Source organism: Phyllobacterium zundukense, from assembly GCF_025452195.1.
GTDB classification, from domain to species: domain Bacteria; phylum Pseudomonadota; class Alphaproteobacteria; order Rhizobiales; family Rhizobiaceae; genus Phyllobacterium; species Phyllobacterium zundukense_A.
Window position 1 is genome coordinate 43,253 of the sequence record NZ_CP104969.1, and the last position, 23,937, is coordinate 67,189.

At 57.0% G+C, this 23,937-nt stretch carries 19 protein-coding genes and 1 riboswitch; of the genes, 4 read left to right on the forward strand and 15 right to left on the reverse strand.

Annotation, left to right across the window (positions count from 1 at the left end; all coding sequences use genetic code 11):
• Positions 1-2: 2 nt before the first annotated feature.
• From N8E88_RS00190 to N8E88_RS00230, 9 genes are all read right to left on the reverse strand, one after another.
• Complete coding sequence (locus N8E88_RS00190) at positions 3-1,163, reverse strand: TrbL/VirB6 family protein (RefSeq protein WP_262290494.1); 1,161 nt, start codon at positions 1,161-1,163, stop codon at positions 3-5.
• Between the two features lie 195 nt (positions 1,164-1,358).
• Positions 1,359-3,791, reverse strand: coding sequence for a VirB4 family type IV secretion/conjugal transfer ATPase (locus tag N8E88_RS00195; RefSeq protein ID WP_262290495.1), 2,433 nt, complete (start codon positions 3,789-3,791; stop codon positions 1,359-1,361).
• A complete protein-coding gene (locus tag N8E88_RS00200) occupies positions 3,788-4,066 on the reverse strand; it encodes a VirB3 family type IV secretion system protein (RefSeq protein ID WP_262290496.1) in 279 nt (92 codons plus the stop codon). Before N8E88_RS00200 ends, N8E88_RS00195 begins: the two co-directional genes overlap by 4 nt.
• A 26-nt stretch (positions 4,067-4,092) precedes the next feature.
• Positions 4,093-4,389 (reverse strand): TrbC/VirB2 family type IV secretion system protein, encoded by a 297-nt coding sequence (locus N8E88_RS00205; RefSeq protein WP_262290497.1) that lies wholly within the window; start codon positions 4,387-4,389, stop codon positions 4,093-4,095.
• A gap of 4 nt (positions 4,390-4,393) precedes the next feature.
• Positions 4,394-5,080: a lytic transglycosylase domain-containing protein gene (locus N8E88_RS00210; RefSeq protein ID WP_262290498.1), complete on the reverse strand. Its 687-nt coding sequence runs from the start codon at positions 5,078-5,080 to the stop codon at positions 4,394-4,396.
• The gene (gene virB11, locus N8E88_RS00215) at positions 5,077-6,192 is read right to left on the reverse strand and encodes a P-type DNA transfer ATPase VirB11 (RefSeq protein WP_262290499.1); all 1,116 of its coding nucleotides are present in this window, start codon (positions 6,190-6,192) and stop codon (positions 5,077-5,079) included. Before virB11 ends, N8E88_RS00210 begins: the two co-directional genes overlap by 4 nt.
• Entirely contained in the window at positions 6,189-7,550 is a 1,362-nt protein-coding gene (gene virB10 / locus N8E88_RS00220; RefSeq protein ID WP_262290500.1) for a type IV secretion system protein VirB10, read from the reverse strand. Before virB10 ends, virB11 begins: the two co-directional genes overlap by 4 nt.
• A 1-nt stretch (position 7,551) precedes the next feature.
• The gene (gene virB9 / locus N8E88_RS00225; RefSeq protein ID WP_262290501.1) at positions 7,552-8,361 is read right to left on the reverse strand and encodes a P-type conjugative transfer protein VirB9; all 810 of its coding nucleotides are present in this window, start codon (positions 8,359-8,361) and stop codon (positions 7,552-7,554) included.
• Positions 8,358-9,071 (reverse strand): VirB8 family type IV secretion system protein, encoded by a 714-nt coding sequence (locus tag N8E88_RS00230; RefSeq protein WP_262290502.1) that lies wholly within the window; start codon positions 9,069-9,071, stop codon positions 8,358-8,360. The genes virB9 and N8E88_RS00230 overlap by 4 nt, the downstream gene beginning before the upstream one ends.
• Positions 9,072-9,475: 404 nt before the next feature.
• Between N8E88_RS00230 and N8E88_RS00235 the strand changes: the two genes are divergently transcribed.
• A complete protein-coding gene (locus tag N8E88_RS00235; RefSeq protein ID WP_262290632.1) occupies positions 9,476-10,741 on the forward strand; it encodes an adenylate/guanylate cyclase domain-containing protein in 1,266 nt (421 codons plus the stop codon).
• An 87-nt stretch (positions 10,742-10,828) separates the two neighbouring features.
• Here N8E88_RS00235 and N8E88_RS00240 read toward each other — a convergent pair whose 3' ends face one another.
• Complete coding sequence (locus tag N8E88_RS00240; protein ID WP_262290503.1) at positions 10,829-12,262, reverse strand: ISNCY family transposase; 1,434 nt, start codon at positions 12,260-12,262, stop codon at positions 10,829-10,831.
• Positions 12,263-12,517: 255 nt separating this feature from the next.
• Here N8E88_RS00240 and N8E88_RS00245 point away from each other — a divergent pair, with 255 nt between their 5' ends.
• Positions 12,518-13,579, forward strand: a complete 1,062-nt coding sequence (locus N8E88_RS00245; RefSeq protein ID WP_262290504.1) for a GSU2403 family nucleotidyltransferase fold protein — start codon at positions 12,518-12,520, stop codon at positions 13,577-13,579.
• 53 nt (positions 13,580-13,632) lie between these two features.
• Here N8E88_RS00245 and gcvP read toward each other — a convergent pair whose 3' ends face one another.
• The 4 genes from gcvP to N8E88_RS00265 all read right to left on the reverse strand — a co-directional run bounded on the left by gcvP (position 13,633) and on the right by N8E88_RS00265 (position 19,350).
• The gene (gene gcvP / locus N8E88_RS00250) at positions 13,633-16,431 is read right to left on the reverse strand and encodes an aminomethyl-transferring glycine dehydrogenase (RefSeq protein WP_262290505.1); all 2,799 of its coding nucleotides are present in this window, start codon (positions 16,429-16,431) and stop codon (positions 13,633-13,635) included.
• 6 nt (positions 16,432-16,437) lie between these two features.
• Positions 16,438-16,806, reverse strand: coding sequence for a glycine cleavage system protein GcvH (gene gcvH / locus N8E88_RS00255; RefSeq protein ID WP_112532235.1), 369 nt, complete (start codon positions 16,804-16,806; stop codon positions 16,438-16,440).
• Positions 16,807-16,811: 5 nt separating this feature from the next.
• Positions 16,812-17,915 (reverse strand): glycine cleavage system aminomethyltransferase GcvT, encoded by a 1,104-nt coding sequence (gene gcvT, locus N8E88_RS00260; RefSeq protein WP_262290506.1) that lies wholly within the window; start codon positions 17,913-17,915, stop codon positions 16,812-16,814.
• A 156-nt stretch (positions 17,916-18,071) separates the two neighbouring features.
• A riboswitch (glycine riboswitch) is annotated at positions 18,072-18,170 on the reverse strand.
• A gap of 133 nt (positions 18,171-18,303) precedes the next feature.
• Positions 18,304-19,350 carry an adenylate/guanylate cyclase domain-containing protein gene (locus N8E88_RS00265; RefSeq protein ID WP_262290507.1) on the reverse strand — a complete coding sequence of 349 codons (1,047 nt, stop codon included), beginning with the start codon at positions 19,348-19,350 and terminating at the stop codon, positions 18,304-18,306.
• Positions 19,351-19,558: 208 nt separating this feature from the next.
• On the opposite strand from N8E88_RS00265, the gene N8E88_RS00270 reads away from it, so the two are divergent.
• Positions 19,559-20,545, forward strand: a complete 987-nt coding sequence (locus N8E88_RS00270; RefSeq protein ID WP_262290508.1) for an efflux ABC transporter ATPase subunit, DrrA-related — start codon at positions 19,559-19,561, stop codon at positions 20,543-20,545.
• Positions 20,545-21,351, forward strand: coding sequence for an ABC transporter permease (locus N8E88_RS00275; protein ID WP_262290509.1), 807 nt, complete (start codon positions 20,545-20,547; stop codon positions 21,349-21,351). Before N8E88_RS00270 ends, N8E88_RS00275 begins: the two co-directional genes overlap by 1 nt.
• Before the next feature lie 178 nt (positions 21,352-21,529).
• Here N8E88_RS00275 and N8E88_RS00280 read toward each other — a convergent pair whose 3' ends face one another.
• On the reverse strand, positions 21,530-23,929 hold the full coding sequence (locus N8E88_RS00280) for an aldehyde dehydrogenase family protein (protein ID WP_262290510.1): 2,400 nt from the start codon (positions 23,927-23,929) through the stop codon (positions 21,530-21,532).
• Between the last annotated feature and the right edge of the window lie 8 nt (positions 23,930-23,937).

Genomic DNA, 23,937 nt, shown 5'->3' on the forward strand with positions numbered 1-23,937 from the left:
CGCTATCGGTTTCTGCTTTGCCGATTGACCGCCGCATTTCTGTCTTGCACCTCGCGCAGGTTCGTTTCGCCCGTGTGCGCGTGCGAAAGTTGTGCGGGCGCAGGTGCGATTGAAGTGTTTCCAGAGGAATTTCCCCCGCCACTCCTTCCCACCATCGCGTTGACGATATTCCTGCTGGCATTGCCCGCGTGAGACGCGAGATTGGTGAACCATTCCTGGCTGCTTGTCGCAATTCGGCCGCTGAGAGGCACGATCTGAGTAAGCAGGAAGAATCCCGTCAGGCATACGAGCACAAAAGGACCGGCATCTTTCATCGCAGGTATGCTGCCCTTTGCAATGCTCAACACCAGCGCCTTCACGACATCCTGTATACCGACGTTGTAAAAACCAAGGAAGGTTGTCAGAAAGATCGGTATCAGGATTATCTGGATCGTGCCCGTGAGCCAGCCGGAAAAGTACCGCGACGGGATTTGGAACATTAGCAACACGATGAAAAATGGAGCGAGCGCAAGCATGATCCACAACGCGACTTTTGCAAACAAGAGGAGTGCAACGGCGTAGCCGACGAACAAAGCCGCGGCGATCCATACGATTGCTGCCTGCACCGACGAACTCAATGGAACTGTCAACGGATTTTGCGCTGGGCTTTTTGTTTGAGCAACCGGGTTTGATTTGGCCGGGTTTGGCGGGCTGCCTTCCTCCGGAACCGGTTGAGGCAGGGGGGCGGCAGCCGAAAGTGCTGACTGCTCGATTTTGGCCGACGCAGTTAGCGCGAAACCGTAGACAGCGTTGAGGTCGTTGGCGAGGGTGCTAAATCCCATGGATTTGCCACTGCGAGGATTGACAATATGATTGAGCATGACGGAACTCACCATGTACGGCGCATTGGTGAACAGTCCGTAGAGCGCGACCTGAAAGGGTCCCCATGCGGTCACGAGCGAGAAAATGATGGCTATACGAACGAGCTTGAACACCATGCCGGCGATGCTGTCGCCCCGTCCTTGCCAAAACCGGAATCCCCAGAAGATCAGATAAAGGGTCAACAGCCCGGCCATGACGGGGGTGAGGTAATAGGCGAAGACGCCGTAGGTCGCCGCCGTAAAATTTGTACCCAGGCTGTCGATGTTACTCGATAGTGCGGCGATAGAATTAGCTCCCTCCACTGGCTACTCCCCCTTGCGACGGTGGCTGGATAACAATATCGAACGCCTCGTTGACCGGTCGCAGCGGGCCGCAATCGTCAAGCGCATAAGACAAGGCCGAGGGGGGCAGGTCGCAAGGCATCTTCAGTTTATGACCGCCCCCGCAAGCCGCGCACAATGCAGCGGCGAAAAGCACGACGCTAACCGGTATGATTCTCACGGCCTGTCTCCTTGCCCGCAAAACACCGGCAGCCATTGTTTTGGATCATCCCCGAGCTGCTCACGCAGAACGGTCAGTTCGTGGATTGTTTCGGCCCGACCGGACAGCACCTTCAGGAGATCGTCCATGCCATTGAGGCGAAGTCTGGCTATCACAGATTCCTGACCGTGTTTGATCAGAAAGGAGCGGCTGGCCGGATCCGTTGTCTTGATCCATTCGACTTCCCGCGAGGAGAGCCCGAGCCCGCTGCCGTGACTCTCCAGATCCGCGCGTGGATTGGGAAAGAAAATATGCGTCGCACTCTGTTCGATCAGCGTGTTGGCGATTTGGGAATTGACGATGTCCGAGGCGCTTTGCGTACCGAAACCGATAATCCCGTTGAATTTGCGGATCGTCTTCATCTTGTCGCGGATGAAGGTCGCGAACACCGGATCCTCGAGTAGCCGCCAGCCTTCATCGAGAAAGATCAGGACAGGATTGCCGTCGAGCAATTCGTCCAGCCGATGAAAGATATACATCAGCTCGGCGCTGCGGGTGAGGGGATCGTCCAGGATTTTCGTCATGTCGAAGCCTGAAATCTCCGACCAAGTGAAACGATCTTGCGGATTGTTGAACAACCAGCCCAGTTGATCAGGGCGGAGCCATTTTTCGAACCGCGCCAAAAGATCGTCATCGCTAGCGCGAATCCGGCCACGCAGCAAGGTCGCAAAGGCCGGCAGAGACCGGCTATCCAACCCGGTCGACATGATCTGGCCAATAGCGGCGCGAATGACGCTTTCCTCGCTGGCAGGCAGCGACAGACCATCTGGACGGCGCAGCATCGACGAAAACAACTGAAACAGAAACTCGCGATTTCCCGCTGTGTCGGGCAGAGCGAGGGGATTGAAACCAGTCGGCGCACCCGGTTGCAGCACTTCGTAGTTGCCTCCCAGTGCCCGAATGAAAATTTCGCCGCCGCGATCCTTGTCAAAAAAAATGCAGCGCGGCGTTGGTTTGATACGCTGCGACTGCGCCATCAGAAAGGACAAGGCCACCGTCTTGCCTGAGCCGGATGGTCCGACCATGGTGAAATTACCGAGATCACGGACGTGGAAATTAAAGAAATAAGCGCTCTGGCTGGTCGTCTCCAGAAGGGAGATGGCGCTGCCCCAATGATTGCCTTCCTTCTGGCCGCTGGGAAAATTGTGCAGCGACAGAAACCCGGCAAAATTCTTTGACGAAATCATTGCCGACCGGGCGATATATGAAAAATTGCCAGGCAGCTGCGCCCAGAATGCCGCTTCGCAATTCAGATCCTCGCGCAGCCAGATGATGGATTGATCAGTGAGAGTAGCGCCAACGGAGCGAATGCAGCGATCGAGCTCAGCCTTGTCGTCGCCGAGACACATCACCGACAGGTGATGTTCTCCGTAGATGGAGCGCGAGCTCAGAAGCTCATCGCGTGCCCCGGCGAGCTGGTTCCCGACAATCGAACCAGCCTCATCTGCCATGGAAATCTGGCGATAGACACGCTCCATCTGGTTCTGCGCCACAGGCTTGTCGACAATGGAAAAACTCTGGCTGACGATAAATTCATGCGGAACCTTCAGCAACCCGTCGAGCAGGAGAGGTCCCGTATAGGATGGGTATTCGCGCACCGACAGCATGGCGCCGAGCCGTGAGTCTCTTGGCGGCGTCGCGCCGACGAACTCTACCGCATTGCGTCCGAAGTGCAGCCGCTTCATCGCAAGTGCACCATCGAGCGGCATACGCGGCAAACGCATAGAGACCGGATCGAGCCCGTTGAGTATTTGAACGAGAAATTCCAGCGGCTCGGAGAAATAATTTCCCGGCTCAGGCTCACGGATACCGAGAATACGCGCCTGATAATCCAGCAGGACTTCGCGCACGCCCAAGACAGCGTCGTGAAGTTCGCGAAGCTCCTCGTCCTCTCCCTGGCGTGCACCCTTTGCCTGATCTTTGACGCCACGGCCAGCAAACAGGCTGCGCGTAAAGCTGTCGATCAGTCCGACCTGACCGCGCAGAGGCCGGCGTACGACCGTGATATACATGTCATTGACGAACATGCGCCGCTCTTCGAGCTGCGCCATGTAGCGGCGGTTCAATTCGGCGGCAAATTCACTATCGAATTCGCCCTCGAGCTTCGGCTCGAGCCGGCGCCGGATCATGTGACCATAGACCGCGTAGCGGCTGCTGCCGAGTGAGCGCAGGATTGTATTACGGCCCTCAAGTTTGCCATTGATCTGCGCCATGTCCGCAGTCTCGAAACAAAAGCCATCGAGCTTGAGTGTACTTAAGAGCAGCCCATCCTTGGTGCGCAATACCGTGTCATCGACATGGCGTGCGTAGGGCACATGCGTGGCAACCGAACGCTCCCGCTTGGCTTGCGCTCCAAAACGCATCTCCTTGCGTACCAGACGGGACGTCATGCCTGGTCGCCCGGTGCATAGCTTTTGACGCCCCACAGGACTTTCGATTGTGGCGGGGTCCGCGCACCTTTGACCCGGAGAATATTGAAAATCTGCTCATCGCGCAGCGTCAGGAAATAGCCGAAACTATGGATCGGCAACACCAGGAATAGCGTGAAGAGGCTCTTGGTTGCGAGGAAGACCACCGCGGTAACCACCATGTTGAACATGGCATACATGTAGGGCACGCCAAAAAGCGTCGGTGCTCTCGTCAGGGCTTTGACCAGGGGGGTCATGTCCGGCGCATCCTCGGTCATCTATTTCAATGACCCAAAGCGCTCTGAAAGAACGCCACGATCTGCGTCGAACCGAACACCAGCACAATCCCCATAATCACGGAACCGGCGATGCTCCAGGTGAAACGCCCCGACCAGGCGAGGAAGCCGCAGCTGATGACGGCCAGGATTGCGAGCATCGAGGCAATTGGACCTGTGAGAATCGAAATAAGGGTTTGCAGCACACCTGTCACCGGTTGCAGGCTCTGTGCAAAAGCATCCCCGGCAAAAATCGTGAATGATGACGATACGAAAGCTTTGAAAATTGTTGAACGTAAAAACATTGAATTACTCCACATGAAGGACAAATCCTTGGGACCACGCTTCTGGACTGCCGTCCTCGGGCTTTTCTTGTTTGTTTATCGTGCCATTCCCTCGCGCCTTGGCTGCCGGCCTTTCAAGCGGTTTCCAACCATAGAGATCGGTGAGAATGGCAGAGACGTACCGAACGGTTTCCGGATAAAGTGGAACTCCGCGGCTTTGCTCGACAGCCCCTTCACCGGCATTGTAGGCTGCAAGCACATAGAGCGCGTTTTGGTATTTTTTCTGCAGCAGACGCAGATAACGGATCGCGCCGCGCACATTGTCTTCAGGATCGCAGATATCGACATCGAAACGCTTCGCCGTTCCCGGCATCAATTGCATCAAGCCGACCGCGCCTGCACTTGAGATGCTGTTCATGCGAAAGCCACTCTCTTGGCGGGCGATGGCCAGCACGAGATCAGGGTCGAAGCGTTCCTCTCCGGCAATCTTGCGAACAATGGCCTCGCCCTGAAATGCATCGATTGGAGAAGCATGTTTGCAGACCGCTGCCGCAGGGGGCTGCGGTGGCAACGCGGCGTCCTGGTTCGAAGCCCCGTCGTCCTGAATCACTGTAACCTTCAGAGGCTGTTCGCCGGACGCGGCATGTCCGGCGCTGCCAAAGGCTGACCCGAAAGCAATGGTGATAGCCGAAAGCAGAATATTCCTGTTCATTGGCTGCGCCCTATCGAAACAATACCGGCGTTCTCGAATCTGGTTAGATCGTTGCTCGCAAGTGCGACCGGTCGCTGCAAATTGGCTCGCACGAAGGGATCGTAGAAAATCTCTGTGACAACGCCGGGTCGGCCATTTCGACGGCCAAGCTGGATGACCAGTGGCAATGTCGTGCGCAACGTATCGACGATCTCGGTCTTGCTTAGACCGAGCCCGCCGCCGGCGCCGCTTTGCATAATGAGGAGCGCCAACCGCGTGTAGGCGGCAGACGGAGAGTTCGCATGAACCGTCGAGAGCGAGCCGGGGTGGCCGGTATTGATTGCCTGGAGAAAGTCCAGCGCTTCGCCACCGCGTACTTCGCCAAGCAGCAATCGATCCGGCCGCATGCGTAGGGACGCCTCGACCAGGTGACGCGGCTCGATGCGGGCGATATTTTGATTGCCGCGCGTTGCGATAAGACGGACATGGTTCTCCTGCGGAGGCGTCAGTTCCGGAGTATCCTCGATGGTAATCAGTCGCTCGTGCGCCGGGATCTCCTGCATCAGCGCATTCAGAAAGGTTGTCTTACCAGACCCCGTACCGCCAGAAACCATAATGGACACGCGCCGTTGCACAGCTTCACGCAAAAACGTCCAGATATCCCCCGCAGCGAGCAATTTGCACAGAATGCCTTCGTCGTCCGTAAACTGATGCGCACTGTCCGTCACCAGAGCAGAGTCGAGCGCCCCTGAAGCTGCGTAGTCGGAAAGGAAGAGCCTGCGCGCGACCTGCCGGCGGAGAACAATAGCGCCCCCTTGCGGCGCGGCGGGCGGTAGTACAACCTGAATACGCGCGCCATCCGGTAGCGCGGCCGACAATAGCGGCTCTTCGTCGTTGACGAATTGGTGACTTGCCGCGGCGACGCGTTCCGCCATGAAGCGGATCCTTTCGGCCGTCAGTTCCGGCATCGCATGGCGCACCATCGCCGCACCCGAGCTTCCCCCTGCATGTTCGATGAACACGGCGCCCGGCTGATTGATGCATATCTCGACGACATCCGGTGTCTGAAGAAAGTGCCGCAACGGGGCAAACGCCAAATCGATCAATTCGGAGAGGGGCGCTGCAAGGCTCACGGCGTGTCCCCTTTGTAAACTGGCTGTATACCTTCTCCTGTATCCCAGCCGCGTCCCTTCTTTAGCTCCTTGAGCTTCTGCATGACCGGATCCGGGTAAAGATCGGAGAAATCGAGATCGCGCCGCACGAAAATTGACACCGGTGTTCCCTGATCAATGGTAATGGTCGGTGGAATATTGATCTGCGCCTTCAGGGCCTCTTGGGCGAGCTGCGTGAAATTCTGGACCGCGAGCGCCGCCCCTTGCATCGCGAGATCGTTGCCTGCATTGTTGTCATCAGGATAGATGGTATTAACCGTTATCTTACCGGTGGCTGGGTCGGTCGTCGTCGTCTGGATGGGCCCGCCATAAGTTCGGTTCCGCGTCCCGCCACCACCCGCAGCAATTAACTGTGTGCCAGCACTGATAATGCTCAACACGCCAGCGGCGCCAAACCGCTTCAGATAGTGGTTGTTGACATCACCGGCAGATCCCGACCGACCGAGTTCATCGGTGCCGATCGAACCGAGATTCATTGAAACGCCGTCAGCACGCAGGAGCCGCGTCCAGACGATGAAGGCGCGGGTCTGACCCTGTGCAACGCCGGCATTGTATTCGCCGATCATGCGCGATGCAGCAGGGATTAGAATCCGTCTTCCATCGAACGACCATATATCCTCGGTGGTCACCGCCCGCACCATGCCAGGCAGATCCGTCTGCACGGCAGTTTCGAGAACGCCGCGGATCATCGTTCCCTGCGGCACAAGTGCATCGATGCGCTTTGTCCGTTCGGCCTTTGCAACTTCAACCGGCTTGGTGGCCATGGCAGACAAAAACTGCCCGTTGGGATTGGCGTCCTGGAATGTAGCGGCTGCTTTCTCCGCATCCATCGGTGGTTTTGGCTGCTCGCCAGCGAGTTCTCCGCTCTGACCGGTTTCGGTCACGACCATCGGCGAGCGATAGCGCTCCCACCTTTTCTCATCAGTTTCGGATTCCCGCGCCAGCCGCTCCGCCTCCGCCATTCGCCGGGCTTCCTCCTCCGCTTGCAGTCGTGCCCGTTCAGCAGAGGCATCTGCATCGGTCGGCGATGGCTGCTGCACCTCTGGTGTAGGCTCCGGCGCGGGAGGTGGTTCTTTGACTGCGGGAGGAACGGCCAATTGGACTTTGCCGACCGGCGACAGCAAGTTCTCATCACCGGTATCGACATTATCAGGAGTTGACGGCCGCTGGAGCCAGAAGGGCATAGCCAGCAACGGCAGACAGACCAACGTGAACAGCGCGATCAAGGCTGCCTTGCTCAAACCGCGCTTCGGCTCGGCAAGCTTCGATCGTGCGGCTTCTTCGAGTTCTACGTTGAGATGGTAATCGGGATCAGGCATCTCACCTCATCCTTGTGTCGGAGGAGTTGCTGGTAGCGGCGGCAACCGGGACGCTTTTTTTCAAGTTGAAAAGGCAGAGCGCATAATCGCTGCGCCGCAACATCCATTGCCTGGCGATCTTGTCGACGACTATATAATCTCCCTCACGGCGGAAGTTGGCGAGTATCTCGCGCTTTCCACCTTCGACGATGAAGATGGCAGGGATATCACCTTCAAAGCGAAACCAGGTCTTCACACCATCGTCAAAAGCGTTCGTCGGTTTGAGTTCGCTGTCGCCGCGGAAACTATAGTTGGTATTGGTATCTTGAAACTGGAAATTGTCGCGGTTCGGCTCCGAAACAAGCCGTTGTGCTTCGGCCAGAAGCTTGGAATCGGCTTCTTCATCAGGGTAACGAAATTTGACCATGTAGGTCTGATCGCCTTCCGATTCCGGATGGGCGCGCAGGATGAAGGTGTAAACGTGTTTGTCACTCACAACATTCATGTTCGTCGTTGTCTTCGCTTCGACAGGTTTCAGAAAGATGATGTTGCCACGCTTGTTGGGTTCGATTTTCCACGAAAGGCTATCACCGACCGCCACAGTCTCGATCTTCTCGGCATCCCCTAATACGATCATCGTGGAGACGCCGTGGCTTGCGTCGACAGAAACCACATTGGCTGGACTATATATGACCGTCCGGACGCGCGCGTCTGCCGCGCCACGGCGCGGGGCTATCTCGGCCAGCGCTTGCGTCATCGATCCCGCAAGACTCAGGCCAATCAGTACCAGCCGCATACAGGGCTCGATCGGTGGCAAAAGCCGTGTGATCATTGCTGGCCACCGCTTGCGGGGACGCTTTCCTGATCGCGGCGGTAATCGATAATCTGGAAACCGAGCGGATTGTCGAAACGCCATTCATTGGTCATCGGCTCGCGCGAATAGCGGAAATGCATCAGCGCAACCCAGTGTTCCTCCGGTCCAGTATCCTGGCCTATGCGCTGCGTTGAAAACCGCACGATTGCCGTGCGGTTGTTGGGGACCTGCACCGACTTGATGGTCGGCAGCACACGCGTGGCGCTGCCAAAACGGTTTACGGGATTAGCCGGGCTGGACGGCCCATAGAGACTAAGAAGGTCGCGCGCGGCGTCGCCGGTAGACAGCATCTGCGCCATGTCGAAATTGTCCTGCACAGCAGAAGGATCGTAGGTCTCCCGTGCTCTGATGTATCGCACGACATTCATCCTTTTGACGGCCTCGGATTGCGTCAGATCGCCCTCCGCGAGCGGCCGCTTGATCTCCATGAAACCGGTGGTCTTGTCGACTTCGATGACATAAGGCTCAAAACTCTTCAGCGGCAAAAGCAACGCCAGGCAAGCCATCGCTGTAACCGCGAGCAGTGCGCTGATGCCGGCGACGATCCAGGCCACGTGGCGGGAACGTTTGACCGAACGGATGACATCGTTTTCCCAGCGGACCGCTTCGCTAAAATAGCGGGTGTCGAGGCCTGTTTTCTCTTCATGATTTGACGCGTGGTCGCTCATAGAAAAAAGCTAGAAAATAACGCGAGGCACGCATGCGACACTTGAAATACTGGATTCAAAATCATTCCGCCTAAATCGGTTGAATTGTACGTCTTACGTTAAAAAATGCGGTTCAAACAAATTCAAAGTCAGTTGAAAATCGACCCTCGTGAAAAGCCTACAACACAATGCGAGTATTTAGTTGACCTATTTCTGTCAATGAGACTTAAGTATTATGAAATCGTCGTCCTATGCTACCGAATCTGGAGATTTTAAACGATTTACAGTGAGTTAGGTTGTATTCTTACCAAGATACCTATCGTTGAAAATATTGAAAAATTCCGGCACGATGCGGCGCCATTATCTTTTGTCAATCAACCGCAACGTGATAACCCGTGACTATCAGCAATGCGAGTGCCGACACCATGAACGAAGCCGAAATCGTCGAAATTGAAACCTGGCTTGATCTGCAAGGATTGTCGGGCATGTCAGAAATGGATCTGTTCAACGGCTTCTGCGCGCGATGCCTCGCTGCAGATATTCGGCTCGAACGTGCGAGCGCTTTTGTCGATACGCTTCATCCGATATATGAGGGCAGGGCATTCCCGTGGCGGCGGGATGGGGAAGTTGAGAAGGCTATCATCGAATACGGCTCTTCACAACAAGGCGAAAGCGCTGACAACTGGCAGAATTCGACTTTCTACCATCTTCTGCAAATCGGTGAGGACGAGATGCGCCATCGGCTAACGGGCGTCGACGATGTTGGCTTCCGTCATCTCACGACGCTCAAAAGCGAGGGTTGCACCGATTACCTCGCTTTCATGAACCGGTTTTCGAGCGAAGGCAGCATCGGCGAGATGGACTGCTTCTATTCCTCCTGGTCGACGGCGGATCCGGAAGGTTTCTCCGAGAGCGATGTGCATGTTCTGCGGCGATTGGTCAGAGGCCTCGCTCTTGCCATCAAATGCGCTTCGCTCACCCGTATCGTCAGAACACTGGCCGATGTCTATCTCGGCCGTGATGCAGCGAAACGCGTGCTTGCCGGGAGGATCAACCGCGGTTCTGCTGAGCGCATCGAGGCGGTCCTATGGTATTCCGACTTGCGGGATTACACTCGCATCTCCGATGCGGCTGCACCTGATGCGATCATCCCCATGTTGAATGACTACGCTGAAGCTGTCATTTCGTCGGTGCAGGAGGCGGGCGGCGATGTATTGAAGCTGATCGGTGATGGCATACTAGCGATTTTCGCCGAAGGGGATTCAGCAAGCGCGGCTACCGCCGCGTTGAAAGCGCAGATGCACCTGCGCAAGCGCTTGGTAGTACTCAACAAGACGCGCAAAGCCAGCGGTGCGCCCGCGACAGATGTCTATCTCGGCGTTCACATCGGCGAGGTCTTCTACGGCAACATCGGCAGCGATACGCGGCTGGACTTCACTGTTGTCGGACCTGCGGTCAACGAAGTCAGCCGCATCGCCTCCATGTGCCGGTCGGTCGATCAGGACGTTCTCCTTTCCGACCGCTTCGCCGCAGCTCTGCCTGAAGAACTGCGCGCGAAACTGGTATCCGTTGGCCGTTTCGCGCTGCGCGGTGTCGGCAGAGCTCAGGAATTGTTTACGCTTGATCCGATAATTCTCGAAAAATATAGGGCGGCCGGTCGAGCGCAACACGCCGCCACCCAGTCTCAATAGGAATTTGCATGACATGGCGCACTCGGCCAGTCTGTAACAGGTGTGGCAGCCAATTAGAAATGTCGCCGATTCTGCAAAGTAGAAATGTCATCCCGACAGACGCCGAGGCGCGTCGCCGGGCAGGGCGGAGACCTCAATATCGCAGCCCGGACCGGTGACATCCAGCGGGGCCCCAGCGGCCTTGTCCAGTAGTCTGCGTGTCCTTCGTTCCTCGACCCAGTCGTTCTTCCGTGAGGGTTTGCGCTCACGTTTTTGATAGGCGATGACCTCGCTGTTGGTCTTCACCTTCGGCGCAGGCAACGGATCCTGCTGCGCCTTGATCATCGACAGCACATCGCCCAGTCTTTTGTTCTCGGTCACAGCTGCGTGGGTCACACGTTGGTCCATATCGAACATTTTGTAGGGAAGGGCGATCCCTTTCCAGCGCATCTCCAGGCGCCCGTCCGCAAAGGCATAGGTGTCGATATATTTGCCAACCAGACCACGGGTAATCTCATTCTCCTCCAGCATGATGCGCTTGCGCTCATAGGAAAACGTCAGTTGCTCACCAACGTAGCGTTGTTCCCGCTTGCACAGAATCTCCCGCAAACGGTCCGGGACGACATTGAGCGGCCGGTGCAAATTCTCCGGGCGGATCGCAGTAACAGCGAATTGTTCGTTGAACCGCTCCATAAAGCTGGGCAGGAAGGCGTTGCCAGCCGCCATATCGTCGATCCCGGCCAGCCGCAGTTCCTTGACCAAACGGTCCTGCAAGGTGCGGTTGACCCGCTCGACACGACCTTTCGCCTGGCTCGAATTTGCGCACAGAATCTCGATGCTCAGCTCCGCCAGCGCCCGGCCGAACTGCGTCATGCCCTGGCCGTTCATGGCATCCTTCTTCGCCACACGGAACACCGAATGCTTGTCGGAGTAGAACGCAACTGGACGGCCATGGACCTTAAGGTAGAGCTCCAAAGCGTCGAAATAGGTGAAGGCGCTTTCCGAGCGCACAAACAAAAGCTGCATCAGCTTGCCGGTCGCATCATCGATGAACACCAGCAGCGTGCACCGATCGCCACGATCTTCAAACCAGTGATGATCGCTGCCGTCGATCTGGATCAGCTCGCCATAACACTCACGCCTCAACCGCGGCTGACGAAACGTCCGGCGCTGTTTGCGCGACAGCCAGATGCCGGCATCAGCCATCCATTTGCGCAACGTCTCGCGCGAAACCGAAAAGCCGTGCTCGGCCAGCTTCTCGGCCGCCAGCGTCGGACCAAAGTCAGCGTAGCGCTCGCGGATCAGCTGCAGCGCCAGATCCCGCACACCATCGTTGATCCGGTTGTTCGACCGGCGGCCGCGGCTCTGATGACGCAGTGCCGGCGCGCCTTCGAGACAGAATGTCCGCACGATCCTTTGCACTTGGCGAACACTCAGCGACAGCACAATTGCGGCCGACGCGAGCGCGCGGCGCCCTTCAACAACCTCCGATAAAACCTCGATACGATGCAGTTCGCGTTCGCTCATTAAAATCCATCCCAAAATCTGAATCCCATATCTCGTTGCGATGAACGAGAAGGTGACACACGGACATTTCTACTTTGCAGAAACAGGACATTTTAACTTTGCGGCTACAACAGGAAATTGCATAAGCTTAGTTATGGAACTTGTTACATTATCTCTTGTTGGTCCGGATTTTGACGGCTTAGGGATAATACGTTGTGAATCAGTATTTTAATCTCGAATATATGTGATATTATCCCTTTTGCGCTCAATGTGCTATCTAATAGGGATAAGATGAGTAAATTCAATGAATTATCCTCTGAACAAATCCGCCAGCACATCGACACTGCTCAGGCTTACGAGGTCTATCGAACCAGCTTGAAGGAATATGAGCAGCGATTTTTAGGGTCGATGTCATGGAAGAAAAGTACGAATGATAAGGAATATCTCTACAAAAAAACCGGTGGAATATGGAAATCCCTTGGCGCCAGATCGCCTGAAACAGAGATGATTTATAACCAGTTCCATGCTGGCCGCGACAATTCCAAGGAGCGCGTAGCGCGCTTGGCTCAACGCCTGGATGAATTGGCTCCGGTCAACCGGGCCATGGCTTTGGGTCGTGTACCGCTTTTGACGGCACGTATTCTCCGTGCACTCGACAAGCTCGGTCTTATCGGCACGGCCATTGATGTTGTCGGCACCAATGCACTGTTTGTCTATGAACGCATGGCCGCCGTTCACATCACCAGCGGATTGCTTTCGACGCAGGATGTCGACTTGTTGATGGATTCGCGGTTTAACCTACGGCTGATAACCAAAGATTTTTCTCACAAGGGCTTGATCGGACTCTTACAGAAAATCGATCATTCCTTCGTACCGTTGGCCAAGAACGGCTATAGGGCAGCTAACCGCGACGGCTTTCTGGTGGATCTCATCAAACCCGTCCCTAAAGACGTCATGTCATCAAAAGAGAAGATGCGTTTCAGCGCTGATGCCGACGATCTGCAGGCGATAGAAATCGAGGGGCTGTCCTGGCTGGTCAACAGTCCAAAGACGCAAACAGTAGTGATCGATGAGCGGGGCTATCCCCTCACCTATTCCTGTCCGGACCCGAGGGCCTTCGCGCTGCATAAATTGTGGTTGTCACGGCGTGCCGATCGTGATGCGGCCAAGCGTATACGGGACGAACAACAGGCACGGATCGTTGCTCAGCTTATCGCCAAGCGACTGCCGCATCTTTCCTTTGAATCCAGCGACTTGCAGGCACTTCCGTTTGCATTGCGTCAGCTGGCACCAGAATTCGTTCCCGTCACGGGCAACAGCAATGAAGAATTGCGCCTCACACCAAACTGGTAAGTGCTATGAGCGCTGGAATATATCCAGCGCCCACCATTGAACGATTCCAGCCCTCAGCTATAGGCCTGCATCGGCGGGCAAGAGCAAACCAGATTACGGTCGCCAGCAACATTGTCGATACGCGAAACCGGCGGCCAATATTTCGGGTTGTCCTCGCTTTCGCCAGCCGGGAGGCTGGCCGCGCTGCGGCTGTAAGGATGCGACCAGTCATCGGCCAGAACATCACCGGCGGGATGCGGTGCATTTACCAGCGGATTATCATCCTTTGGCCATTGACCGCTCGCCACTTTTGCCGCCTCGTTGGCAATGGCAATCATCGCGTCGCAGAACCGGTCGATCTCACGTTTCGATTCCGACTCGGTCGGCTCGACCATCAGCGTTCCAGCAATCGGCCAGGACATGGTCGGCGCGTGAAAGCCATAGTCGATGAGCCGTTTGGCAATGTCTTCGACGCTGATCCCGGCACTGTCCTTCAACACCCGCGTATCGAGGATACACTCATGCGCCACACGGCCATTACGACCCTGGAATAGCACGGGATAGGTATCCTTCAGCCGCTCGGCAATATAGTTGGCATTGAGGATTGCCATTTCCGTTGCACGCTTCAATCCGGCGCCGCCCATCATGCGGATGTACATCCAGGTGATCGGCAGAATCGAGGCACTGCCAAACGGTGCAGCCGACACCGCATGTCCGGAACCGTTAGCGACATGCCCGGGCAGGAATGGTGCCAAGTGCTTTTTGACGCCGATTGGCCCTACACCCGGGCCGCCTCCGCCATGCGGAATGCAGAAGGTCTTGTGCAAATTCATGTGGCAAACATCTGCACCGATATCGCCGGGACGAGCCAGACCAACCAGCGCATTGAGGTTGGCGCCATCGAAATAAACCTGCCCGCCATGGTCGTGGATAATCGCGCAAATATCTTTCACGCCCTCCTCGAACACGCCATGCGTCGAAGGATAGGTGATCATCAGCGCCGCTAGGTTTTCGCTATGCTTCTCGGCTTTGGCTTTCAGATCGTCAAGATCGATGTCCCCCGCTTCTTCACAAGCCACGACGACGACCCGCATGCCCGCCATATGGGCACTGGCCGGGTTGGTGCCATGGGCTGATTCCGGAATGAGACAGACGTCACGATTGTCGTCACCGCGGTCGAGATGGTAGCGGCGGATGGCAAGCAAGCCCGCATATTCGCCTTGACTGCCTGCATTCGGTTGCAGGGAAACCGCATCGAATCCGGTAATCTCGGACAGCCACGCTTCAAGATCATCCGTCAGCGATTTATACCCGAGCGCGTGATCGGATGGCGCAAAGGGGTGCACATTGGCAACGCTTTGCCAGCTGACGGGCAGCATTTCTGCCGCGGCGTTGAGCTTCATCGTACAGGAGCCCAGCGGGATCATAGCTCGGTCAAGTGCCAGATCCTTGTCGGCAAGCCGGCGCAGGAAGCGCATCATCTCGGTTTCGGAACGCTGCTGATGAAACACGGCCTGGGTCATGAACCCTTCAGCTGGCCGGGTGCTTGGCAGCTTTACGCCGGGATCATTCGGCAAGCTTGCACCGAACAGCGCTGCAAGTGCGCTGAGGTCCCCGTCCGTTGTCGTCTCGTCAACGGTAATGCCGAGTCGGTCCTGATCAATGACCCGGAGCAAGCGCCCGCCCTTTTCGGCAGCATCGGCAATGGAAGCCGCCTTGCCGGGGACGCTGACCGTTATCGTATCGAAGAAGCGTTCGCCGCCAAGCTGGAGGCCGGCAGCCTCAAGTCCCGCCGCAAGACGCGCAGCTCTTGCATGAACTTGGGCAGCGATAGCCTGAAGTCCGTGCGGACCGTGCCAGATGGCGAAGGACACGGCCATATTGGCAAGAAGTGCCTGCGCGGTACAGATATTCGATGTCGCCTTGTCGCGGCGGATATGCTGCTCGCGAGTTTGCAGGGCAAGGCGGTAGCCTGGTCGTCCCTTGCTGTCCACTGACTGGCCGACCAAACGTCCCGGGATAAGCCGTGTCAGATTATCGCTCACTGCGAGATATGCTGCATGTGGTCCGCCATAGCCGATCGGAACACCGAAACGCTGCATGGAACCAGCGGCGATATCCGCTCCAAGCAAAGCGGGGGAAGCTGTGATTGTCAGTGCGAGGGGATCAGCGACCGCAATAACCAGCGTTCCTGCCGCTTTTGCAGCCTTGATGATCGCCGAGTGATCGCCATAGACGCCATAGGTGTCAGGCCAGGGCACGATGATCGCCGCAACGCTGGCATCGATCTCGCCGCCGTTCACGCTCATGCCAAGCGGCTCGGCCCTGGTCCTGACCACATCGAGAATCTGCGGATGCACCTCTCCGGCAAGCACGACGCGGTCGCGCTTTTCACGATGATGACGCCAGGCGATGCCAACGGCTTCCGCCACTGCGGTCGCCTCATCCAGCAGCGATGCGGATGCAACTGGCAAGCCTGTCAGTTCTGTAACCAATGTCTGGAAATGGAACAGCAGCTCCAGCCGTCCCTGACTTATCTCTGACTGGTAGGGCGTATAAGCCGTGTACCACGCAGGGTTTTCAAAGAGATTACGCTGGATAACCGCAGGTACGTGCGTGCCATGATAGCCCTGCCCGATGAAGCTTTTATGGGTCTTGTTTTGACCCATCTTGAGGCTAAGTTCCGCCAATGCTTCCGCCTCATTGGCGGCTTCGGGAATGTTCAGCGGCCGTTCCAGCCGAATGGATTTCGGTACAGCCTGTGAAATCAGCGTTTCCAGCGAAGGAATGCCTAGGGCCGCCAGCATTGCGCGCGAGCCCTGTATGCTCGGGCCGATATGGCGGTCGGAAAAAGGAAAAATGTTTTTATTCATGATCGATCAACCAATAATCGCTTTGTAACCGGCTTCGTCGAGCAAACCGGTCAACTGGTCCGTGTCGGACAATTTCATCTTCCATAGCCAGCCATCGCCGGTTGCCGAAGAATTCACCAGCGCGGGATCGCTTGCCGTCGCTTCGTTGACTTCAGTCACTTCGCCGTCCAGCGGCGCATAGACGTCCGAAGCCGCCTTGACCGACTCCACCACAACGGCGGCATCACCTTTCGACAGGGATTGGCCGACATCCGGCAATTGAACGAAGACGAGATCGCCGAGCTGGTCCTGCGCATGATCGGTAATACCGACGGTGGCAATGCCATCCTCGACGCGGACCCATTCGTGATCTTCGGTAAAATAAGTGGCTGCCATCTGAATTATCCTTTGTGGTAGCGATGTGACGTGAAGGGAAGTGAATGAACGTGGAGTGCAACGCGGTTACCGCGCACCTCAGCAAAGACCTGGGTACCGATAGGGGCGAAATCCTTGCCGACGTAGCCCATCGCGACCGGAAAGCCTGCCGAAGGCCCGAAACCGCCCGATGTGACCACACCGACCGCATTGCCATGGATATCGACCAGAATGGAATCAGAACGGACCGGCTGGCGGCTATCGGGTTTCAGACCCACACGTTTTCTTGCCGGGCCCTTTGCAATCTTGTCGAGTAGAGCTTTGGCCCCGATAAACCCGGCCTTTTCGCGCACTGGCTTGGCGATCGCCCAGGTAAGACCCGCGTCGACGGGATCGATCTCCGGCGTGATATCATGGCCGTGCAGGCAGAGACCGGCCTCCAATCGCAGACTGTCACGCGCGGCGAGACCAACCCACGCCACACGTTCATCTGCAAGAAGCGCGGTCACGAGTTCGCGCGCATCATCTGCTGGCAGGCCGATCTCGAAGCCGTCCTCGCCCGTATAGCCCGAGCGGCTCATGAACCAGCCAGGCTTCGGTTCGAAGCCATGCATGAATGCAAGCTCTGTTCCGGGAACTCCGGCCACACGCAGCACATCCACCACTTGCGGTCCCTGAATTGCCAGGAATACGCGATCGAGCGCATTGATCCTGCAGTCAAAGTCTTTCGCAACGTCGCGCAAATGCGCTTCGTCAGCGGCTGCATTGCCGGCATTGGCGACGACCATGAAATGGTCTCCGCCCAATCTCGTGACGATCAGATCATCGAGAATGCCCGCCTGCTCGTTGAGGAAGAATGTATATTTGGATTGCCCTATCGCGAGCCCATCTGCATCCAGCGGACAAATATGGGAAAGCAGCGCCACTGCTTCAGGACCCGCAATATCGAACAGCTGCATATGCGATATATCGAACAGCCCTGCCTTCTCGCGCGTATGCAGATGCTCCTTCATCACCCCCAAAGGATAGGTGATCGGCATGGACCAACCTGCAAACCCGCCAAAGCGCGCACCGGCGGCTTTATGCAGATCCTCAAGCGGCAATGATTTCAGATTTTCTTCGGCGCCCATATTTACTCCAGAGTCGTGCAAAGATCCCCGCCACAAGGACGGACCGTTTCTTTGCCCCTCTGTCGGAAGCCTGAGAGACTCGCACAGGGCAGGACTTGCATCCGGCTGTACTTACACCTTCGGCGCGAGGTTGCCCTCGACTTTCCAGAGTTGTCTTATCCTTTTGCGGTTCTTGCTACCTGAGAGATTTCGGGCGATTTCCCCTTCGGTGGACCTGCACATTGCAGTGCTAAGACACTCTCCCGCAAATTGACAGGGCCCTTGATTCTACAATCGAAGACCCTCGACGAAGGAGACCATATCGCACCGCACAAGCGCTGTCACTGCCCAATCCGCTGATTTGACGCTTTGTGGACAGAAATTGTCGAGGGCAGAATATGGCAGCAAGTTAGGCACTCCGAGCCACCAGCTTTAAAGCAGGTTCCTTCGCCCGGATCAGCGCCATGACGCCGAGCGATTGGCCCCTGCCCTTTAGCGCATGCTGGCCGAGATATTCAGCTTTGATGTCGCCCGATAAATCCAGGCGTTTCGCCAGATCGCTCGAAATCAATACCGGCACGCCGAGCGTACGGCACAGGCTTTCTAGACGTGCTGTGGTATTCACGGTATCGCCAAAATAAGCGATCTTGTGGTGATCCACCCCGACTTCTGCAGTGACAATGGGCCCGCCATGCAGAGCTACACGCAAACGCGGCACCCGGCCGAATTTCTGCCGCCATTTATCGGCGTCGGCCTCGATCGCGTCCACAATCGCGAACACACACTTCACGCAATTGCCTTGTCTCAACCCGCGTGCCATCGGCCAGGTTATGATCGCCGCATCACCAATATAATCGTCGATGGTGCCCCGATATTGTCGCACCGGTTTAGCAAAAGCCGTAAACAGCGCACTGAGAAACTGTTGCGCGCGCAGATCCCCGAATTCTTCGGCAAAAGACGTCGATCCGACAAGATCGATGAACAGGAATATCCGCTCTTCTTCAATGGGTTTGCGGTATCGGCCAAGAAGCAGACTGGCGAAGACGTCACGGCCAAGCAGTTCGCGGACGCGGGTGACAAAACTGAGGATCAGCGACACTCCCATCGTGTAGAGCAAGATATCCGCTGGTAAAATGACAGCCTCCTGCCAAGTGACCTTGAGACGCCCCAGGAACCAAAGCAGACCGCCACAGGCCGCGAAAGCCACGCTGACCATTAAATAGAAAACGAGAAGCGAGAAAATGATATAGGCCGGGGTCGACAGAGATGTAACCCAGGCGTTCAGACGCGGCAGCAACAGGCCCCGCTCAAAAGCAATGACCGGAACACAGACGAACAAAGCAAAAATGGCGCCAATCAGCGACCAGTCATCATAGAATATCGCGCCGTAAACCACGCCGCTGACGGCGACGGCGCACAAAACGAAGATCCAGAATCCAAAGGAATATCTGTTCATGATATCAGCATCGTGAGCATTCAGGTTCTCCGAATCATAATGGCACGGCATTTCTAACTGTTACTCGTCCGGCGAGACGGCAGATTTCAGACGGCTCCCTGCGACACTTTGACAGAAAACGCCAGCATTGCTATCTATCCGCCCTCCGCCGCTGCCCATCTTGCCGCTGACTCATAACCGGCCAACTGCAAATTGAAGGACCGTGACGATGCCCGATACCGCCCGACCGCAGAAAGGTGCCGCCGTCGAGGCGCGGGGCCTCAGCAAACATTTTGGGGATGTCCGTGCTGTCGATGGTATTGATCTCGATGTGCCGCGCGGCATGATCTTCGGCATTCTTGGTCCGAACGGTGCCGGCAAGACCACGTTGCTGCGCATGCTGGCGACGCTGCTGCCTCCCGATGCAGGCTCTGCCAGGGTCCTTGGATACGACCTGGCGAAATCTCCTCACGATGTTCGCGCTTCGATCGCCATGACCGGACAATTCGCTTCACTCGACGAGGATTTGACAGGGCGCGAAAACCTGATCTTGCTGGCTCGCCTCTGGGGCTTTCGTGGCCAGTCAGCGAAAAAGCGCGCCGATGACCTGTTGACTGCTTTCGATCTTGCTGACGCTTCTGCCAAACAGGTGAAGGATTATTCCGGCGGCATGCGGCGCAGGCTGGATATCGCGGCCTCGCTCGTGGTCACGCCGGGCGTCTTGTTCCTCGACGAGCCGACGACCGGGCTCGACCCGATGGCGCGCAAGAGCGTCTGGCGCATGATCCGCTCACTCTCCGAGGCAGGCGTAACCATTCTTCTCACGACGCAATACCTGGAGGAAGCCGACCAGCTTGCAGCGCGCATCGCCGTGATCGATCACGGCAAGAAAATCGCGGAGGGTACGAGCCGTGAGCTCAAGGCGGCAACGGGGTCGGGCTTCCTGCATCTGACATTGGTCGATGCAACACGTAACGAGGAAGCCGAACGTCTACTGGAGGAAATAACCGGCAGCAAGGTGCAACGCAGTTCTGAAGGCGCGGCGCTGTCACTGATGGTTGATACGCCGCAAAACGCCAATCGGGGTCTGGCCGCATTGATCGATGCGAATATCGAACTTGCCGATTTCGCGATGGGCGCGCCCAGTCTCGACGAGGTGTTCTTCGCGCTTACTGGCCATATCCACGAGAAAGAGCCCGAGCGAGGAGAAGGCTGATGACTGAACAGAGCACGACCACTTCGCTCATCTATGCGGAGCGTCCGCCCCAGCCTTCAGCGCTGTCCAATGCGCTCGTCTTTGGTTGGCGCGCCGTGTTGAAATTCAAGCACGTCCCCGAGCAGCTCTTCGATCTGGTCATGACGCCGATCATGTTCACCCTATTGTTCACCTTCGTGTTCGGCGGAGCGCTTTCGGGTTCTACAGCGGCTTATCTGCAATATTTTCTTCCCGGCATTCTGGTGCAGACCGTGGTGTTCAATTCGATGTATTCCGGCATGGGGCTGAGCACTGACCTTGGCAAGGGCCTGTTCGACCGGTTTCGTTCATTGCCGATCTGGTCGCTGTCACCCTTTGCCGGCTTGATGGTCGGCGATATCCTGCGTCACCTGATCGCGTCGCTGCTCATCCTGTTTATCGGCATTCTCCTCGGCTATAGGCCGGAGGGCGGCATCATAGGCGTCGTTGAAGCGCTGCTCCTGCTACTGGTGATCGGTTTCGGATTCGGTTGGATATTTCTGGTGCTCGGGCTGGTCATGCGAACTCCCAGCACTGTCATGACCATGGCCTTTACCGGGATCATGCCACTGGTCTTCGCCTCGAACATCATGGTTGATCCCGCGACCATGCCAGGCTGGTTGAGGGTCTTCGTCAATGTCAATCCGGTGTCGCTGATGACGACCGCCATGCGTGGTCTGATGGCCGGAAATGCCACCGCCGCTCAGCTGGGCGCCGCGCTTATAGCCCCGATATTGCTGACTGTTGCCCTCGCACCGCTGACGCTCTGGCTTTATCGCCGGAAATAAGGACCGCCCGACCGACTGCATGACCATCGTGCGCCCTTCGACAAGCTCAGGATGAGGAGGTCGTTTGACTGCAGGGAGCGCGTGCTTGGATTTGCTGGCAGTTACCCCTGCAACCTACTTACTCCCTCATGGTGAGCCGGTCGAACCACGCACAATGGTTCTGCAATTCATCGGCTAATCACTCTCCATAGGGAACCCAGATGTTCTTGACCTGCACCGCACGTCGCAAATAATCGCGACCTTGACCTTGCTGGTTGCTCAGCCAATCCCTTTGGTAGCCATTATTCACCCATGTCGCCTTGAGGTTCCCGCACGAAGCCTTTTCTACCATCGTGCTTCCTTTTTTCGTGCCGACATACCAGATCGCATCCACCTCATCGTGCTCTGCCAGCGTCTTCGCCAGAACATCGCGTTCGCCGGTGACGATATTCACCACGCCGCCCGGAACGTCCGACGTATCCAAAACCTGATAGAGACTGGTTGCCAATAGCGGATGCCGCGACGAAGGAATGGCGACCACACGGTTGCCCATGGCGATCGTCGGCAATACCAGCGATACGAACGACAGCAGCGGCAATTCATCGGGGCAGACGATACCCATGACACCCCATGGCTCGTTCATCGCCAATGTCACATGGCGTGATTTGGTCGAATGAACCGCACCATCATATTTGTCTGCCTGGGCAGCGTAGTAGAAGACGCGGCGGAGCGCGACGGCAAACTCCTCGGCTGCGGCCTTTGCCGAAACGCCGGTACTTATCGCCAGCAGTTCCTCGAATTCGGCCCGACGCGCGCTCAGGTTTTCGCCGAGAAAATACAACACCTGCGCGCGGTTATGCGCCGTCGCGCCACCCCATGTGCCGGCCTTGGCCGCCGCCTCGACGGCGTTGCGAATGTCCTTGCGGTTGCCGAGTCCGGCCTGGCCAATGACCTGTCCGCCCTTGCCCAGCACCGAATAGCTGTAACCGCCGTCCGGACGCGCCTGCTTGCCGCCGACATAATTCTTCACCGTGCGGTCGATTACGCCGCTGACAGCGACCTTCGCATCGCCACCCGGTGCCGCCGAAGGCTTGAACATGGGTTCACTCTTCGCCTGAGGCAGACGCTTTTCCCAGTCGGCAGTCAGATATTCGTAAAGCCCCTCGCGGCCGCCTTCACGGCCAAAACCACTTTCGCGGTAGCCGCCAAAACCGGCGCCGGCATCGAGCAGGTTGGTCGAATTGATCCAGACGACACCGGCTTTGACCCGCGCTGCCATATCGAGCGCGACATTGATATTCTCCGACCAGATCGATGCGGCAAGCCCGTATTTGGTGTTGTTGGCAAGTGCGATCGCCTCGTCCGGCGTGCGGAAGGTCGTCGCCGTGGCGACTGGACCAAAGATTTCGACTTCGCAGACCGTCGATGCGGGATCAACTTCGGTAAAGAAGCCGGGCGCGAAATAGCTGCCCTTGGACGGAAGTTTCACGGGCGCCTGCCACAGCGTGCCGCCCTCGGCCTTGCCCTGCTCGACCAGTGCCGAAACGCGTTTCAACTGCCCTGCCGAGACAAGCGCGCCGATATCCATGGTCTTGTCCAGCGGATCGCCGACGCGCAGCGTCTCCATGCGCTTGCGCAGCTTGTTATAAAATCGGTCTGCGATACCTTCCTGAACGAGGATGCGCGAACCAGCACAGCAGACTTCGCCCTGGTTGAACCAGATGGCATCAACCACGCCTTCCACCGCCCCGTCCATGTCCGCATCTTCGAAGACGATGAACGGCGACTTGCCGCCGAGTTCCAGCGACAGCTTTCTTTCCGAGCCGGCAATCTGTTCGCGGATGATGCGGCCTACCTCGGTCGAGCCCGTAAACGCCACCTTGTCGACGTCTTCATGGCCACAAATCAGCGCGCCGGTTGCGCCATCGCCATGCACGATATTGACCACGCCTGCCGGCAGGCCAATTTCGTGGCAAACTTCGGCAAAGGCGATTGCCGTCAGCGGCGTCAGTTCGGCCGGCTTGAGCACGACCGTATTTCCTGCAGCCAACGCCGGAGCGATCTTCCACGCCAGCATTAAAAGCGGGAAATTCCACGGGATCACCTGCCCGCACACGCCGACCGGAGAGAAGCCCTCGAACTCGGTCTGTACCATCTCGGCCCAGCCGGCATGGTGGTAAAAATGCCGGGCGACAAGCGGGATATCGATGTCGCGCGTCTCGCGGATGGGCTTGCCATTGTCCATCGTCTCGAGCACCGAGAAGAACCGCTCACGCTTCTGGATATGGCGGGCAATGGCATAGAGATATTTGGCGCGCTCATGGCCGGGCAATTTGGACCACTTGCCGAAGGCAGAGCGTGCGGCCTGGACGGCCGTGTCGACATCCTCGGTGGTGCCATGCGCGACCTTGGCCAGCACCACGTCATTGGCTGGGTTGATCACGGCGAATGTATTGTGGCCGTCGACTTGCGTGAATTTGCCATTGATGAAATGACCGAAGCCCTTTTGGTTGGCATCGAGCCATGCCTGAACGTCGCTATTGCTCTCTGGTGCCGGACCATATTCCATCGTGCGAAGAATATCCTTGATCTGTCCCATCTACTTTT

What these genes read in the sequence shown, in the direction of transcription:
- N8E88_RS00200 (WP_262290496.1), bottom strand. Translation starts at nt 4,066, where the DNA reads ATGACCCCCCTGGTCAAAGCCCTGACGAGAGCACCGACGCTTTTTGGC.
- N8E88_RS00230 (WP_262290502.1), bottom strand. Translation starts at nt 9,071, where the DNA reads ATGAGCGACCACGCGTCAAATCATGAAGAGAAAACAGGCCTCGACACC.
- virB9 (WP_262290501.1), bottom strand. Translation starts at nt 8,361, where the DNA reads ATGATCACACGGCTTTTGCCACCGATCGAGCCCTGTATGCGGCTGGTA.
- N8E88_RS00270 (WP_262290508.1), top strand. Translation starts at nt 19,559, where the DNA reads ATGCCCGATACCGCCCGACCGCAGAAAGGTGCCGCCGTCGAGGCGCGG.
- N8E88_RS00245 (WP_262290504.1), top strand. Translation starts at nt 12,518, where the DNA reads ATGAGTAAATTCAATGAATTATCCTCTGAACAAATCCGCCAGCACATC.
- N8E88_RS00265 (WP_262290507.1), bottom strand. Translation starts at nt 19,350, where the DNA reads ATGAACAGATATTCCTTTGGATTCTGGATCTTCGTTTTGTGCGCCGTC.
- gcvT (WP_262290506.1), bottom strand. Translation starts at nt 17,915, where the DNA reads ATGGGCGCCGAAGAAAATCTGAAATCATTGCCGCTTGAGGATCTGCAT.
- gcvH (WP_112532235.1), bottom strand. Translation starts at nt 16,806, where the DNA reads ATGGCAGCCACTTATTTTACCGAAGATCACGAATGGGTCCGCGTCGAG.
- N8E88_RS00235 (WP_262290632.1), top strand. Translation starts at nt 9,476, where the DNA reads ATGAACGAAGCCGAAATCGTCGAAATTGAAACCTGGCTTGATCTGCAA.
- N8E88_RS00280 (WP_262290510.1), bottom strand. Translation starts at nt 23,929, where the DNA reads ATGGGACAGATCAAGGATATTCTTCGCACGATGGAATATGGTCCGGCA.
- N8E88_RS00205 (WP_262290497.1), bottom strand. Translation starts at nt 4,389, where the DNA reads ATGTTTTTACGTTCAACAATTTTCAAAGCTTTCGTATCGTCATCATTC.
- N8E88_RS00275 (WP_262290509.1), top strand. Translation starts at nt 20,545, where the DNA reads ATGACTGAACAGAGCACGACCACTTCGCTCATCTATGCGGAGCGTCCG.
- N8E88_RS00195 (WP_262290495.1), bottom strand. Translation starts at nt 3,791, where the DNA reads ATGACGTCCCGTCTGGTACGCAAGGAGATGCGTTTTGGAGCGCAAGCC.
- virB10 (WP_262290500.1), bottom strand. Translation starts at nt 7,550, where the DNA reads ATGCCTGATCCCGATTACCATCTCAACGTAGAACTCGAAGAAGCCGCA.
- gcvP (WP_262290505.1), bottom strand. Translation starts at nt 16,431, where the DNA reads ATGAATAAAAACATTTTTCCTTTTTCCGACCGCCATATCGGCCCGAGC.
- N8E88_RS00210 (WP_262290498.1), bottom strand. Translation starts at nt 5,080, where the DNA reads ATGAACAGGAATATTCTGCTTTCGGCTATCACCATTGCTTTCGGGTCA.